Here is a 14,432-nt window from a genome sequence, read left to right on the forward strand (position 1 = left end):
CGGCCTCCGGTGCGGCGGTAGTCGAGGACTCGAACCCGGTCGACTTCAACATGAAAGGCCGGTGGGATGGATAGGCCGGATTCCGAGCGTGAGCGGGTGCTGGAGTGGGTCGAGCAGGTGGCGATGTTCTGCACCGCGGAGTACGGGGTGCCACCCATTGCGGGTCGGATCCTGGGGTGGTTGATGATCTGCGATCCGGCAGAGCAGTCGGCTGAGGAGATTGCGGCGGCGGTCGGTGCGAGCCGGGCGTCGCTTGCGACCAATATGCGGGTACTGAGCGACGCCGGTTTCCTGCGGCGACGCACGAAGCCCGGCGAGCGCACCCACTATTACCGGATGGACGACGACGCGTGGGAAACCGTGGTTCGGCGGCGCGTGGCCAGCCTGGCCGCATTCCGCGATGTCACCGCCGCCGGAATGGAATTGGCGGGGACCGACACCGCCCGTGTCCGGCGACTGCGGAGCGCGTACGAGGTCTACGACTGGATGACCAAGCGTCTCACCGAGGAACCCCTTCCCTTCCGAAAGGATGAAATGTGACGACCTCATCGACTCGCGGTGAGCGGACGGCGATAGTGGCCGGTGGCGGTATCGGCGGGCTCGCCGCCGCGATCGGGCTGCGGCGGGCCGGATGGTCGGTCACCGTGCTGGAACGACGCCCCGGTCTTCGCGAGATCGGGGCCGGCTGGTCGTTCGCACCCAATGCTGTGCGAGCGGCGGACGCGCTGGGCGTGGGCGACACGTTGCGCGCGGTGTCGGTCCCGACGCAGGCTGGAGCGACATTGCGCACACCCGCCGGTCGCTATCTCATGAGATTCCGCCCGGGACGCGACACCGCGCTGCTGGCCAACCATCGCGCCGATCTGCACGACGCGCTGCTTGCGCACGTTCCTGCCGAATGTGTGCGCGCCTCAGCCAAAGTCACCAGTGTCGAGCAATCCGACAGCGGGGCCGTGGTCGCCTACCGCACACCGGATGGTCAAGGGCAGGCCACGGCCGACATGGTCGTCGGAGCCGACGGGATTCACAGTGCGGTCCGCCGATCGGTCTTCCCGAATGCTTCCGGGCCGGTCTTCCAGCGTGTCCTGTGCTGGCGTGGCGTCTCCGCACCGGGTTCGGTGTGGCCGGTCGACGGATTCCAGACCTGGGGTCTCGGTGCGCGATTCGGCGCCCACCCGCTGCCCGGACAGCGGGTGTTCTGGTTCCTGACCGTCCGCCAGGACCGGCCCGACACCCGATACGACGACGATCTCGCAGAGATCCGCCACCGGATCGGCGATTGGCACGACCCGATACCCGCCCTGCTGGATGCGACACCGCCGGAATCGGTACTACGGCACGACATTTACGACCTCGATCCGCTGGACACCTACACCCGCCATCGGGTGGTGCTGCTCGGCGATGCCGCCCATGCCATGACTCCATTCCTCGCCCAGGGCGCCTGCCAGGCATTCGAAGACGCGACGGTGCTCGCTGCGCAGCTCTCGGACGATACCGACATCCCCACCGCCCTGGCGCATTACGACCGACTCCGCCGACCCCGCAGCCAACGGGTGCAACACCTGGCTCGCCAGGACCCGAAAATCAGTCTGTCCACCAACCCACTGACGTACGGGCTCATGACCCGGCTCACGCAGATGGCCGGCGGTGCCGTCGCTGCCCGTAAGTCTGCTCCCCTGTGGGACTGGACCCCACCCGCCCTCGATTCACACCACTCCACGCCGGTCGGCCGTGAATAACGTGGCCGCCCAACAGATACGCGCAGCGCTAGCTCTTCAGGAACCTCAGGTAGAAGGCTGCGAAGACCAGGACTATGCCGATGTTCACCATCAGGCGTTCCCAGAAATGGTTTCGGAAGAAGAGGATGTCCACGCCGACGACTACGACAATCAGTGCGAGGACGTAGAGAACGACGGTTGGCGCTCTTCCCATGGTGTAGTTGTACTACGCACTGCCGCGGTGGGGGTGGAGGCCGAGGTCCGGATCGGTGGATTCTCGAGTTTGGGTCGCGGCCAGCAGTTGCGGGCGGAGGGCGGGCCATTCGGTGGCGAGGATGGAGTAGTACGCGGAGTCGCGGATGGTGGCGTCGGCGCCGGCGAAGTCGGCGCGGAGGGTGCCGTCGAGGGTGGCGCCGAGGCGTTCGATGGCCTGGCGGGAGCGGGCGTTTCGGACGTCGGTGCGGAAGCGGACCCGGTGGACCTGCCAGTTGGTGAAGGCGTGGTCGAGCATCAGGAGTTTGGCTTCGCGGTTGGCGCCGGTGCGCTGGGCGGACTGCGCCAGCCAGGTGGAGCCGATCTCGACGGCGTCAGGGGTGTCGGGTCGCGCGGTGACGTGGGCGGGCCAGGGCCACTGTTCGAGGTGGAAGCTGCTGGTGCCGAGGACGGCACCGGAGCCTGCCCGGCGGATCACGAGTGGCAGTTGCCGATCGGCCGTGCGGGCGGCCAGCGCCTGGTCCGCCCAGCGCCGCATGCCAGCACTGTCGGCGGGGACGTGGGCGTGGGTGTAGGAGGTGCGCGATTCGCAGGCCGCCGCTGTCAGCGGCGCGACATCGGCCACCGTCAGCTCGGTCAATTCGACGATCTTCCCCGACAGCATCAACGCCACGCCCGCCCCTGCACGATTGCCCCACACGACTTTTCGCCGCTCGACCCAACCCTACGGCCCCTGGATCCGTGGCTCTCCAGCGGCCCGGCGGCCGAGATTCTCCGCCCAGTGCACAGCGCGGTCCGCAGCGGCGGGATCGGGTCAGGCGGGCGGGGTGCCGAGGATCGTCGTGGGTTCCTTCTCGTCGCGCGGATCGCGGTCGGCGTCGTGGATCGCCTCCTTGCGGGCGACCAGACCGGATACGTCCGCCAGCGGGATGTGTGGAATCAGCAGGGCCACAATGAAGGCGATCGCCAGGCCGGGGAGTAGGTAGGCGAACACCGGAACCAGCGCATGGGCGTAGGCCCCGACGATGGCATCGCGCAGTGGCACCGGAAGGTGGTTGACGACCGCCGGCGGCAGGGCCGCCGGGTTGGCCGCGGTGGACAGCACCTCGCCTGGGTGCGCCCGGAAGGCGGCGTCGAGATTGCCGGTGAGGCGGTGAGTGAAGATGGAACCGAAGATGGCGACGCCCAGCGCGCCGCCCATCTCACGGAAGTAGTTGTTCGCACTCGTCGCGGTCCCGACATCAGTTGCGGGAACAGCGTTCTGGACCAGCAGCACCAGCAGTTGCATGACCATGCCGAGTCCCAGTCCGATGACGAACAGCATCGCCGACACCACCCACGCCGGGGTGTGTGCGTCCAGGCGCGTCATCCAGATCATGCCCGCGGCGATGATGACCACGCCCAGTGGCGGGTACACCCGGTAGCGGCCGGTGCGGGTCACCGCGCCCAGGGTGACGGACACGGTCAGGAACATGCCGATGGTCATGGGGATCGACAGCAGCCCGGACGCCGATGCCGAGACGCCCGTGGCCATTTGGAGAAACGTCGGCACGAACGCCACCGACGCGAACATGATCAGCCCCATGGTGAACCCGAGCAGCGAGGTGGTCGCGAAGGTGCGGTTGCGGAACAGTCGCAGCGGCAGCATCGGTTCGGCGGCTCGCGATTCCACGCCGATGAATACCGAGATCACCACCGCCACGGTCAACGTCATGGCGAGTATCGTCGGCGAGCCCCACCCGTAGCGTTTGCCACCCCAGTCGCTGATCAGGATGAGCAGGGTGGTGCCCGTGCTCATCAGCGCCGCCCCGAGATAGTCCGGCCGCACGGTCGGCCGCTTGCCGGGCAGGGTCAGATATCGTGCGGCAATGATCAAGGCCGCCAACCCGATCGGCACATTGATCCAGAAGCACCACCGCCAACCGAGGTGATCGGCGAACTCGCCCCCGAGGATGGGTCCGCCGACCGCCGTGAGCCCGTAGATCGCGCCCATCGGCGCACCGTACTTGCCGAGTTCCCGGGCGGGCACCACATCGGCCATGGTGGCCTGGGCCAGAATCATCAGCCCGCCGCCGCCCACGCCCTGCAGCGCCCGGAAGACGATGAACTCCCAGAACCCGGTCGACACCGCCGCCCCGAACGAGGCCGCCGTGAACACGGTGATGGCGAACAGGAAGAGCCGGCGCCGCCCGAACAAGTCGCCGAACTTGCCGTACAGCGGCATGACGAGGGTGGTGGCCAGCAGGTAGGCGGTGGTGGTCCAGGCCATGTGCGGGACGCCGCCGAGCTGACCGACGATGGTGGGCATGGCCGCGCCGGTGATCATCTGATCGAGGCTGGCCAGCAGCAGTCCGGCGGACAGGGCCGCGAAGATGAGCCAGATGCGCCGCTGTGTCATGACGAGGGGCGCGGAATCGGTGGTGGCGAGAGCCATTTCGTGAGTCCTCGGTGCTGAAGGGTGGTCACCAGCGCACGGGTAGCGCGGTCAGTCCGCCGGTGAAGACCTCGTCCCGCTCGGCGAGGGTGGCCGGGTCGACGGCGAGGGTCAGGGTGGGGAATCGGCGCACGAGTTGCCCGAAAGCGATCTGCAATTCGAGCCGGGCCAGCGGCGCACCGAGGCAGTAGCGGGGGCCGTAGCCGAACAGGAAGTGCGCGGCCTCCTGCCGGGTGATGTCCACGCGCTCGGGATCGGTGAACAGCGCCCGGTCGTGATTGGCGGAGGCGATGCCCAGCAGCACCAGATCACCGGCCGCGATCTCCACATCGGCGACCTCGAGCGCACTGCGCGCGTACCGGGGCAGGCTGCTGGCGTCGCAGGCGCGCAGTAGTTCCTCGGCGGCCGAGGCCACCAGTTCGGGCCGTTCGTGCAGCAGCCGCCACTGGCCGGGATTCTCCAGCAGCATGCGCACCCCGACCCCGATCTGCACCGCCGAGGTCTCGTGCCCGGCGAACAGCAGAACCATGGCGTGCGTGGCGATTTCGGTGTCGGCGACGCCGTCGATCGCGCAGAGCCGGGACACGACGTCGTCGCCGGGATCGCGCCGCTTCTCCCCGACCAGCTCCAGACAGTAGGCGAACAGCTCGGCCACCCCCTGCTCGACCTTGGCGCGGTCGGCGACATTGCCGACCGCATCGACCCAGTCCCGGAACAGGTTCCGGTCGGTGTACGGCACCCCGAGCAGCTCGCAGATCACCAGCAGCGGCAGCGGCAGGGCGAGCGCGGCCTGCAGATCGGCGGGCGAGCCCTCGTCGGCCATCGCGTCGAGCAGTTCCGAGGTGAGTTGCTCGACCCGCGGCCGCAACTCCCGCATCCGCCTGGGCGAGAAGTGCGGCTGCAGCAGGGTGCGCATGCGCGCGTGATCCTCGAGCTCGGTGTCGAAATTGCCGATCGGCCCGCCCGAGAAGGCCGACTCCCCTAGCCGCGCCGCGGTTTCCGGTGTGCGATGCGCGCGGCCCAGCCGCGGATCGGTGAACAGGTCGCGCACCAGCTCGTAACCGGTGGCCAGCCAGGCCGGATCGCCCGTGGGCGTGGTGACCCGGGTGACCCCGGATCCGACGACCCCGGTCACCGGGCAGATGGACGGAGGGAGCGGCATTGTCATGGCGGTGCTGTCCTCAGGCGAGTTCGATCAGAACGGCGTGGTGTTGAACGGTTTCCGCGCGGGGGTGAAGGCGCGGTCCAGTGCCTCGAGGGCACCGGTGGCGATCTCCTCCACGCGGCCGGCGCGCGCGAGCTCGCCGAGGGTGTGGGCGCCGAAGTAGGCGGTGGTGAGTTCCAGCGGGCCGATGCGGACATCGGCCACGGCCTCCTCGACCGGCGACCAGCTGCCGCGACCACCCGCGATGTCGAGCAGGTACGCGCCGGAACTGAGGCCCCATGGATCGGCGACCTCGACCACCCCGTGGAAGTCGCCGCGGAATTCCCGCGACGCGATGGCCTTGGGCAGGTTCAGGATCCACATCCACATGCCCGCGTCGATTCCGGTCACCGCGGCCACGCGGGAGTCCTCGAGCAGCAGCGGGGTGGGGTCGTCGAGCGCGGTGTCCATCCGGATCTCCGTGTACTCGCCCTGCCCGAGCAGGCACCGCAGCAGTTCCCGGTGCGCGGCGACGGTGAGTGCGCAGAAGTCCTTGACCAGCACCGTATTCCCGGTCAGGTCGTAGATCACGTAGCCGTCCGGGTGCACGATGATGAAAGACTGCGGGCTGATGGCACTCGCCCACCAGGATTCGCCGCGATCCAGTGCGCCCGGGGTGGCCTGCTGCCACAGCGCGTAGATCTGCCGCAGCTCCCCCACCGATTCCGCCAGCCCGACCTCGCGCACCGACGCCCAATCCCGCTCGGAGACCCGCAGTTTCGCGCGTCCCCGGTCGATCCGCAGGTGCCGAGTGTGCGTCGTGACCCCGACATAGGCGTAGCTGCCGCCCGGGCCGGGCATGGCAGCCAGCACGTCCGCTTCGGTCTCCATGGCGATGGTCATGAGCTCGGCCTGGACCTTGGCGTAGATGCCGCGCTTCTGGTGGGTGGTGGCGACCATCCCCTGCGCGCACGCCGCGACCGACAACTGCGCGCCGCCGGGCACGGTCACCGTGGTGCGGATGATCGCGGCGGTCCCCACGATGCGCGGTTGCCGCGCGATCGAGACGTCCTCGACCACCGCGATGTCCTCGAGCCGGAACTGCCGCTTCCACGCCTCGAAGTCGTGGGTCTTCACCCCGCCGAATGCGCGGGCATACCGCCCGCGCAGCTCGTCCCAGTCCGATTCGACGGCTCGGCGGGTGATGATGCCGTCGATGATGCGGCTCTCCCAGTCCGCCATGAGTTCCGATGTCATGCCATGCCTTTCGGGTCGGGGGCGGGGTGCGCGGGCAGGTCGGCGGCGTGGGTGCGCACCTTGTCGAGCGCGGTCAGGATGTCGTCGACGTCGCCGCGCCGGCCCAGCAACACGCTGTGGTGCAGCAGCAGGGTGTGGTCGCGGTAGTGGTCGGCTCCGGGGAAGGGACGACCGGCGGCGCGTTCGACGGCGTCGGCCCACCAGCGCGCGAAGCGGGGTTTGGTGTGCGGGCGCAGCAGGGCGCTGCGGTGCAGGGGCGCGCGCGGCGGGTAGACCTTGGTGCCCAGTTCGGCGGTGAGGGCCGCGGCCACCTGGTCGACGGTGGCGTCACCGAAAGTGCCGGGCTCGAAACGGATTCCGTATTCGTAGACGGCACGCCGATCCACCGGGGCGGGCACCGGAATGGGTGCCAGGCCGGGGATTCCGGGCAGGCCCGCTTCGAGTTCCTTGGCGCGCGTCTCGCGGATCGTGTGCTGGTCGTCCAGGCGCGGCAGCTGGTCGAGCAGCAGCGCCGCGGTCAGTTCGGACATGCAATAGTTCGCGCCCATGACCGTGCCGTCCTCGACGAGCTCGTATTCCCCGGGCGCGGGACCACCGTCGGTGTATCCGCGGGAGTCGGCGCGCAGCATGAGCATTCGCCGGTAGAGCTCGTGGCTGCCGGTGATCGCGGCCCCGGCCTCCCCGGCGGCGAGGGATTTGGCGGCCCCCAGGCTGAAGACGCCGATCTGGCCGAAGGTGCCGACCGCGCGTCCGGCCCATCGGGTGCCGTGGGCCTGCGAGCAGTCCTCGATCAGCGCGAGCCCGGCGGCGTCGGTGACCGCGGTGATCCGGTCGAGTTCGGCTGCGGTACAGGCCAGGTGCACCACGATGACCGCTCTGGTGCGTGGTGAGACCGCGGCGCCGAGGTGGTCGGCGGTGAGGCAGCCGGTGGCGGGATCGACGTCGACGAGCACCGGGACCGCGCCCACCCGCAGCACCGCGGTGGCCGGGGCGACCCAGGTCATGGCGGGTACGATCACCTCGTCGCCGGGGCCGATGCCGAGCGCTTCGAGCGCGATGACCAGGGCGCTCGAGCCGTGGTCGACGCTGACCCCGTAGTCCGCGCCGTTGTAGCGGGCGAACGCCTCCCCGAACATCCGCTCCCGGGACTTGCCGCCGGTCGGGCTGTACCAGGTGACCGACCAGCGCGACGAGTGCAGTGCGGCAAGCAGTTCCGCGGCGGTGCGATTGTCGTACTGAGGCCAGCGTGGCCACGGGCGCGCCGAGCGCACCGGCGTGCCGCCGTGTATCGCGAGCACGGCGGGCCTACCCGACCACGACCGGCGCGGACGCCGACGGCTGGGTGATCACGTCGAGGGCGGCGCGGATCTCGCGTACCGCCACCGGCACCAGCGGCAGGTCGCCGGTGTACTCCGGGCGGCCGAGGGCGCGCAGCAGCACGAACGGCACCGCATCGGGCCGAGGCGGCAGATAGCCCCTCTTGTTGTCGTCGGCGACCACCGCGAGCACATCGTCGATACGCACCGAATCCGGCAGCGCGGGTTCCACCCCCAGACCGGTGACGATCTCGTAGTGGACGCTCACCTCGTCGTCGGACAGCCACCCGCGCGCGTGCGAGATGTGCGCGGCCACCAGCATCCCCAGCGCAATCGCGGCGCCGTGCGGCAGACCCGACGCGCCGCGCATGCGATGATCGCAGATCTCGATGGCGTGGCCGACGGTGTGACCGTATTCGAGGACCAGCCCCGTGCCGCGCTCGTACGTGTCGTCCCGGGTGACCGCGGATTTCGCGGCAATGCTGGCGTCCAGCAGCCACAGCAGCGAATCCGGTGCGGTCATGTTCCCGATGACCGACCGCAACCCGGCCAATGCGGACGGGTCGATGGCGAGGCAGTTCTTCGCCATTTCGCACAGGCCCGAACGCAATTCACGCTCGGGCAGGGTGGTGAAGAACTCGACGTCGGTGAATACCGCCTCGGGCGCGTAATAGGTGCCCAGATGGTTCTTGCCCACTCCGCTGTTGATGGCCTGCTTGAGCGAGAGCACCGAATCCATCGCCGCGATGGTCGTGGTCGGCACGTGCACCAGCCGCACACCCCGGAACAGCAGATTCGCCATCAGCCCCGCCAGATTGCCGGGCACGCCACCCCCGAAGGACACCACCACCGACCGTCGCGTGATGCCTGCGCGCAAAGCGGCTTCCAGGTGGCCGGACAGACAGGTCAGCGTTTTCATCGACTCGCCGGCCGGATGCGAAAGGATCAGGGACGGAATCGATCCGGCCAGCCGGTCGATATCACGGCGGTAGCGCGACAGCACCTCGTCGTCGGTGACGAATACCAGCCGGTCCGCGCCCAGCGCGGCGATGGCCGCACCGATCTCGGTGATGCAGTCGCGGCCGAAATAATAGGGAAACGATTGTTCCCCGATCACTATCGGGCGCGACCGCAGCCCCGATTCGTCGCCCGACAATGAAGTACTGGCCATTTCCGGTGCCGCTCCTCGCTATTCGCCGATACCCCCATCGACTCCCCGGCCGGCGCCGCTGCCGTCCCTCGCACGGCCAATATCGAATGCGAGCTCCCCGCTTGGCAACCGCTCGGATACCCCAGTCATGAGCAGGCGAATTCGCGAGCACCACTGCGCGAAACAGGTTTCCGCACCGCGACCACCGGCGGTGGTACCGCCGCATCCGGGCACCCCGGCTCGTCGTTCCACCGCACCCGGCGGCGCGCCGGCACCTAGGGTGGAGGCACGCTGATCTGTTCGAGGGGATGCCGTTGGCCGACAACGAATTCGGGCTGCAGACCGCCGAGGGGCTGCGCGCGCCCACGCTGGCCGAGTTCGTGCGCGAGCGGCGCGCACGGGCCACCGGCCGGCATCCGGCGGGCCTGACCCGGAAGCAGCTGGCCGAGGCCACCCACGCCAGCCTGGGCTACATCGCCAAGATCGAACAGGGTGAGGCGCTCAATCCCGGCCCGGCCATTCTGGATTCGCTGGCGGCGGTGCTGGAGCTGGATGTGGCCGAGCGCATCCACCTCTACCACCTGGCCCAGCAGCGCCTGGCCGCCTCGTTCGCGCGGGCGCTGCGCTGCGGGGATCCGGCGGTCGGCGCGGTGCGCACCATTCTGGACGCGCTACTGCCGCATCTGGCGGCGGCCCTCGACGACGGCTGGCATGTGGTGGCGTGCAACAGCGCCTTCGACGCGGCGCTACCGGGATTGTCGCGGCACGGCCACGTGCTGCGGTGGATGTTCACCGACCCGCGGGCACGCCTCGTGGTCGAGGAGTGGGAGCGCGAGGCTCAGCTGATGGTCGGGCGTTTCCGCGCCTACGCCGCCGGGTCCCGCGACCGCGACGAGATCGAGCAGCTGCTACGGGAACTGGGCGAGCAACCCGACTTCCGGCGGCTGTGGACCGCGGGACATGTGCACATCGGCCGCCACGACCCCACCTTCACGCTGCGCGATCCACGCACCGCCACCGTGTTCGACGTGCGGGTGCAGCGCTATCGCGGGACCGCACCGGGGCCGGCGCACCAGCTGTTCCTCGGACTGGTCGAGACCTGATCAGGACGGCAGGGCAGCGAGGAACTCCCGCAGCAGTGCGTTGACCTCGCCGGGGTGGGTGAGGTTCGGTGTCATGGCGGCCCCGGCGATGGTGTGCACCGGGGCCGGACTGCCCAGCGCCGCAGCCAGTTCCGCGACCTCCTCGGCGCTGGTGGCCTGATCGGCCAGCCCGCGGATCACCAGTGCCGGACAGTCGATGTCACCGAGCAGCTCGTGCACCGAGTCACGGTTGACCAGGCATTCGCCCGCCAACCGCATCCGATTGCGCGGTGCGGTGGCCCATTTCGCCCGCCACGGCTGCTGATCGGCGGCGGTGCCCCCGATCATGAGCGAGCACACCATTCTGATGGTGGGCCCCGGGGTCGCGCTGCTCGCCCACATGTCGAGCACCTCGCGGTACCCGGCACGCCGCTGCGGCGTCATGGCCGCCGCGCTCGACCCGATCACGATCAGCCCCGCCACCCGCGGCCGCGCCAGCAGCGCCATGCGCACGGCCGTGAACCCGCCGTGCGCGACCCCGCCCACCACGACGCGCTCGAGACCCAGCTCGTCCACCACCGCCCAGGCGTCACGGGCGAGATCCCAGTAGCTGAACGGGGTTTCGTCGTCCTCGCTGGCCCCGTGACCGCGCGAGTCGATGGCGATGATCCGGTAGTCCGGCGCGAGCGCGTCCATCTGCGGGGCGAACATCTCCTGGTCCATGAACAGGCTGTGCCCGAACACCACCGCCGGCCCCGGCCCGCCGGTATCGGTGTAGTGGATCTTGACCGATCCGCGGCTCGCAAACGGCATTCCGAAACTCTTTCGCTTCACCCGGCAGGAAGCGCTCACCGTAGCGCAGATTCCAGCTCGGATGGATGGCGTTGCGAGATGCGTCACGCGCACGGCCCGGCCGGGCCTTTCACCACGAATGATGTTCTGCCCGTGGAAAATACGGCTAGACGCGCGGCTCCAACAGGTACTCGACCAGGGTGATGAGCGATTGCAGGCACGGATTGCGGTCCCGGGCGTCGAGCCGCATCAGCGGCGTGCCCTGGTCGAGGTCGAGCGCATCGCGGACCTCGTCGAGCGGATGCTTGGGCGCGCCCTCGAAGTCGTTGACGGCCACCGCGAACGGCACACCGCGCTCCTCGAGGATGGACAGCGATTCGTCGGCCTTCTCCAGCCGGCGCGTATCGACCAGCACCAGCGCGCCCAGCGCACCGACGGCCAGGTCCTCCCAGATGGGCACGAACCGGCGCTGGCCGGGCGTGCCGAACAGGTACAGCGCCAGACGCGGATTCAGGGTGATGCGGCCGAAGTCCATGGCCACCGTGGTGGTGGTCTTGCCCGGCAGCCCGGCCATATCGTCGACGCCGACGCTGGCCTCGGTGATCGTCTCCTCGGTGCGCAGCGGCCGGATCTCCGACACGCTGCCCACGAACGTGGTCTTCCCGACGCCGAAGTTCCCCGCCACCAGCAACTTTACGGTGCGGGTGACGGTCTGCGGCACATAGTCGACGACGCGCTCATGCGGAGAGAGCGCGGAGTCCATCGAGTACCTCCTCCAAGAGGGCTTTGCCCGGTAGCGCTTCCACCGGGGTCGGGATGGCCAGATGACCGCTGTCCAGTAGATCCGCCACCAGGATCTTCACGACCGAGGGCGGCAGGTCCAGATAGGCCGCCAACTCGGCCAGCGTCAGCACGCCGCGGCGGGCGAGCTGGATGATGCGGCGGGCGTCGGCCGACGCGCCGGGGGCCGGATCGGCCACCGCGACAACCAGACTGACCAGATCCAGCACCCGCGTGGGGCGCGATCGGCCGCCGGTGCGCACATACGCCCGGACCAGATCGGGGTCGCGCCGCGGCCGGCTCATGAGCGCGGCAGATCCGCCCTGGTCCGCGACATACTGCCGAGCTCACGCCCGACCCGCAGGGCCAGTTCGTTCATCCGGTGCGCGACCAGGCTGACATCCACGTCCTGGGTGGTCGAAACACCCAGGAGCGCACCGGCTCCGGCGGCGGTGATGAAGATCATGCCGTCGGCGTACTCGGTCATGTTCTGGCGCACCGCATTGTCGGAGGTGCCGCCGCAGAACTCGGCGAGCGCCTTGCCCAGGGCCCGCAGGCCGGAGGCGGCCGCGGCGAAACGCTCGGCGTCGTCGATGCTCACGCCACCGGTGTGCGCGATGCGCAGGCCATCCTCCGATAGCAGGACGGCGAACCGGACCCCCGGCGCTTCGAGATCGTCGAGCAACCAGGCCAGCCGGTTGGTGTCACTGACGGCGGTCGCGGGCGTACCGGTCACGATGTCATCCCTTCGGAGTGCTCGAACGCGGCCGCTCGACCGCGCTGGGAGCCGCTGTGCCAGGCAGCGGCGATATCGGGTCGCGCGGATGTCTCATCCACGACGACCGGGCGCACGGGTGCCGCCACCGACACCGACGCCGAGCGACGGCGCCGCTTGGGCAGGCCGCCGGGAGTGAGTTCCTGAGGCACCGAATCCATGGCCACCACCGTGGGTTCCGGGTCGGGTGCCGGGATCCGGGCGGGCGCCGGCACGGGGGTCGGGGCGGCAACGGCCACGGGTGTCGGGGCGGGCGCGGCCAGCAGGGTCTCCGGAATGAAGACCATGGCGCGCATGCCGCCGTACATATTGGGGCCGTCGATGTAGACGGAGAAGCCGTAGCGGCGCGCGAGTGCGGCCACGCCGGGGAACCCGACGCGCGGGGTCGGGCCCAGCGCGTGGATGTCGACGAACTGGTCGCCCGCGAGGACGCGGCGGGTCTCCTCGAGCTGCTCGGGGTTCATCCGCACACCGGCGTCGTCGATGATCACCGTGATGCCGTGGTGACCCTCCTGGAAACCGATGTCCACGTACGAGGTCGGCGGCGAGTAGCGCAGCGCGTTGTCGAGCAGGGTCGCGACGGTGTGCACCAGCGGTTCCACCGCGCGGCTCACGACCGGGCGGTCCAGCTCGGTGGCGCGCACCCGGGTGTAGTCGCGGACTCGGCCGGTGGCGCCGCCCACCACGTCGGTGAGGGTCTGCTGCGGCCAGCGACGGCCGGGCAGACCACCACAGACGATCACGTAGGACTGCGCCTGGCGGATCATCTGCTGCACGGAATGGTCGATGCGGGTGAGCGTTTCGAAGGTCTCGTCGTTGCGGTGCTGACGCAGCGCGGCGCTGAGCACCTGACTGACGTCCGCGCCCAGGCTCACCACCGAGGCGCCGAAGGCGCGCACCGCGGCCGAGGTGGCCTCGCGGGCGGAGCCCTCCACCTGGGCGCGGGCGGTGTCGGCGGCCTCGGCGACCGCGCTGCGCGAGGCCTCTCCGGCCTGCGCGACGGCGACGCGGGCGGCCTCCTCGGCCTGGGCGATGGCCAGCTGGGCCACCTCCTCGGCCTGGGCCACCGCGGTCTCCCGCTCGGATTCGGCCTGCGCCACCACGAGCTGCGCTTCGGTCTCGGCTTCGCGCCGGACCCGGTCGCGGGTCTCGATGGCCACCTTCTGCAGCTCCTCGCCGCAGCGGGCAGTCCACTGCCACACCAGCTCCGCGATGCGCGACTGCTCGAGCACGATCGGCAGATCCACGGTGGGGTTGTCGGGGTCCGAGCGTCGCACGGCGGCACCGATGGCGGGCACGACGTTCTCGGTCAGGTTCACGATCATGTCCTCGACCGCGACGTCACGGTTGGCCTGCTCGGCGCGCAGGGCAGCAACCCGCCCGCGTTCGGCGCGCATGGCACGCCACAGAAACAGCAGCCCGACCACGGCGAATACTAGCGCGGCAGCGAGAACCCAGGAAAGCAGCACGGCGTTGTCTTGATTCATCAATTCTCTTGTCGTCCGGCCGATCCTGAAATCGGCGGAGCCACCATAGCAGAATCCTCTGTCTCCCCTAACCTTTCGGTATCTCCGGGCAAACCGCAACCCGGAGCCCATGCAGCTCACAGCATTTCACCGCGATTTGCACCCCGAAGCCCCCGTGCGGAAGGACCCGGTCACCCGGGCGATCCGAACCCGAGGTCCACGGCCCGACAATTGGTCACTCGACCACCAACCCGGATTCCATGCTGTCTCCGCCCCTCACCTGCGCCCTCGCCCCTGCCTGCACA

The 14,432-nt window shown here is 69.6% G+C and carries 15 protein-coding genes; 3 read left to right on the top strand and 12 right to left on the bottom strand.

The window, feature by feature from the left end:
- Positions 1 to 66 precede the first annotated feature (66 nt).
- Positions 67 to 540: a GbsR/MarR family transcriptional regulator gene (locus ACFXHE_RS08575; protein WP_379381222.1), complete on the top strand. Its 474-nt coding sequence runs from the start codon at positions 67 to 69 to the stop codon at positions 538 to 540.
- Positions 537 to 1,739: an FAD-dependent monooxygenase gene (locus ACFXHE_RS08580; RefSeq protein ID WP_379381223.1), complete on the top strand. Its 1,203-nt coding sequence runs from the start codon at positions 537 to 539 to the stop codon at positions 1,737 to 1,739. Before ACFXHE_RS08575 ends, ACFXHE_RS08580 begins: the two co-directional genes overlap by 4 nt.
- Positions 1,740 to 1,767: 28 nt before the next feature.
- Here the strand turns inward: ACFXHE_RS08580 and ACFXHE_RS08585 are convergent, their stop codons facing one another.
- The 7 genes from ACFXHE_RS08585 to ACFXHE_RS08615 form a co-directional block, all read right to left on the bottom strand.
- Positions 1,768 to 1,932 (bottom strand): hypothetical protein, encoded by a 165-nt coding sequence (locus tag ACFXHE_RS08585; protein WP_379381225.1) that lies wholly within the window; start codon positions 1,930 to 1,932, stop codon positions 1,768 to 1,770.
- A gap of 12 nt (positions 1,933 to 1,944) precedes the next feature.
- Positions 1,945 to 2,595 carry a GNAT family N-acetyltransferase gene (locus ACFXHE_RS08590; protein WP_379381406.1) on the bottom strand — a complete coding sequence of 217 codons (651 nt, stop codon included), beginning with the start codon at positions 2,593 to 2,595 and terminating at the stop codon, positions 1,945 to 1,947.
- 150 nt (positions 2,596 to 2,745) lie between these two features.
- On the bottom strand, positions 2,746 to 4,365 hold the full coding sequence (locus ACFXHE_RS08595) for an MDR family MFS transporter (RefSeq protein WP_379381227.1): 1,620 nt from the start codon (positions 4,363 to 4,365) through the stop codon (positions 2,746 to 2,748).
- A 28-nt stretch (positions 4,366 to 4,393) separates the two neighbouring features.
- Complete coding sequence (locus tag ACFXHE_RS08600; RefSeq protein ID WP_379381229.1) at positions 4,394 to 5,533, bottom strand: cytochrome P450; 1,140 nt, start codon at positions 5,531 to 5,533, stop codon at positions 4,394 to 4,396.
- Positions 5,534 to 5,560: 27 nt separating this feature from the next.
- Positions 5,561 to 6,766, bottom strand: a complete 1,206-nt coding sequence (locus ACFXHE_RS08605; protein WP_379381231.1) for a GNAT family N-acetyltransferase — start codon at positions 6,764 to 6,766, stop codon at positions 5,561 to 5,563.
- Positions 6,763 to 8,064, bottom strand: a complete 1,302-nt coding sequence (locus ACFXHE_RS08610; protein ID WP_379381233.1) for a DegT/DnrJ/EryC1/StrS family aminotransferase — start codon at positions 8,062 to 8,064, stop codon at positions 6,763 to 6,765. Before ACFXHE_RS08610 ends, ACFXHE_RS08605 begins: the two co-directional genes overlap by 4 nt.
- Before the next feature lie 7 nt (positions 8,065 to 8,071).
- A complete protein-coding gene (locus ACFXHE_RS08615) occupies positions 8,072 to 9,253 on the bottom strand; it encodes a 2-deoxy-scyllo-inosose synthase (protein WP_379381235.1) in 1,182 nt (393 codons plus the stop codon).
- Positions 9,254 to 9,546: 293 nt separating this feature from the next.
- Between ACFXHE_RS08615 and ACFXHE_RS08620 the strand changes: the two genes are divergently transcribed.
- The gene (locus ACFXHE_RS08620; protein WP_379381236.1) at positions 9,547 to 10,335 is read left to right on the top strand and encodes a helix-turn-helix domain-containing protein; all 789 of its coding nucleotides are present in this window, start codon (positions 9,547 to 9,549) and stop codon (positions 10,333 to 10,335) included.
- Here ACFXHE_RS08620 and ACFXHE_RS08625 read toward each other — a convergent pair whose 3' ends face one another.
- The 5 genes from ACFXHE_RS08625 to ACFXHE_RS08645 form a co-directional block, all read right to left on the bottom strand.
- A complete protein-coding gene (locus tag ACFXHE_RS08625; protein WP_379381237.1) occupies positions 10,336 to 11,127 on the bottom strand; it encodes an alpha/beta fold hydrolase in 792 nt (263 codons plus the stop codon). It lies immediately after the preceding gene.
- Between the two features lie 145 nt (positions 11,128 to 11,272).
- Entirely contained in the window at positions 11,273 to 11,869 is a 597-nt protein-coding gene (locus ACFXHE_RS08630) for an ATP/GTP-binding protein (RefSeq protein ID WP_354832972.1), read from the bottom strand.
- Positions 11,844 to 12,191: a DUF742 domain-containing protein gene (locus tag ACFXHE_RS08635; RefSeq protein ID WP_379381239.1), complete on the bottom strand. Its 348-nt coding sequence runs from the start codon at positions 12,189 to 12,191 to the stop codon at positions 11,844 to 11,846. The genes ACFXHE_RS08630 and ACFXHE_RS08635 overlap by 26 nt, the downstream gene beginning before the upstream one ends.
- Positions 12,188 to 12,622 carry a roadblock/LC7 domain-containing protein gene (locus ACFXHE_RS08640; protein ID WP_354832976.1) on the bottom strand — a complete coding sequence of 145 codons (435 nt, stop codon included), beginning with the start codon at positions 12,620 to 12,622 and terminating at the stop codon, positions 12,188 to 12,190. Before ACFXHE_RS08640 ends, ACFXHE_RS08635 begins: the two co-directional genes overlap by 4 nt.
- The gene (locus ACFXHE_RS08645; protein ID WP_379381241.1) at positions 12,619 to 14,148 is read right to left on the bottom strand and encodes an ATP-binding protein; all 1,530 of its coding nucleotides are present in this window, start codon (positions 14,146 to 14,148) and stop codon (positions 12,619 to 12,621) included. The genes ACFXHE_RS08640 and ACFXHE_RS08645 overlap by 4 nt, the downstream gene beginning before the upstream one ends.
- Between the last annotated feature and the right edge of the window lie 284 nt (positions 14,149 to 14,432).

The sequence above is a fragment of the Nocardia sp. NPDC059229 genome, assembly GCF_042754165.1.
Lineage (GTDB): Bacteria > Actinomycetota > Actinomycetes > Mycobacteriales > Mycobacteriaceae > Nocardia.